Raw genomic sequence first — 522 nt, forward strand, 5'->3', positions numbered from 1 at the left:
CGCCGAGGATCTTGCGCAGCGTCAGGCTGCCCGCCCCGCCGAAGCCGCCGGTGGGCCACTCGCGGTCCAGGTCCCACAGGGTGAGCCCGTGCTCGCGGATGTCGAGGTCCGGGTGGTAGGCCATCGAGTACTCGAGGGGGTCCACGTCCGCCAGCAGGTGGCCGCGGTCCCGGTACGCGTGGATCAGCTGCTGGATGCGGGCGACCTTGCCGATCTGCTCCTCCGGGTTCACCTGCACGTCCTGGGCCCAGCGGACGGGCTCGTAGGGGATGCGCAGGGAGTGGAAGACCTCGTCGTAGAAGCCGTCCTCGCCCAGCAGGAGGCCGTGCACGATCTTCAGGAACTCGCCGGAGCTGGCGCCCTGGATCACGCGGTGGTCGTACGTGGAGGTGAGCGTGATCGTCTTGGAGATCGCCAGGTTGTGCAGCGTGGACTCGGCGGCGCCCTGGAAGGCGGCCGGATAGGTCAGCGCGCCGACGCCGATGATGGCGGCCTGGCCCTGGGACAGGCGGGGCACCGAGT

At 70.3% G+C, this 522-nt stretch carries 1 protein-coding gene; it reads right to left on the bottom strand.

What is annotated here, in order from left to right:
• The coding region (locus C6558_RS39060) for a 2-oxo acid dehydrogenase subunit E2 (protein WP_199197144.1) at positions 1-522 on the bottom strand (522 nt) is incomplete at both ends.

The sequence above is a fragment of the Ensifer sp. NM-2 genome (assembly GCF_003024455.1).
Lineage (GTDB): Bacteria > Pseudomonadota > Alphaproteobacteria > Rhizobiales > Rhizobiaceae > Ensifer > Ensifer canadensis.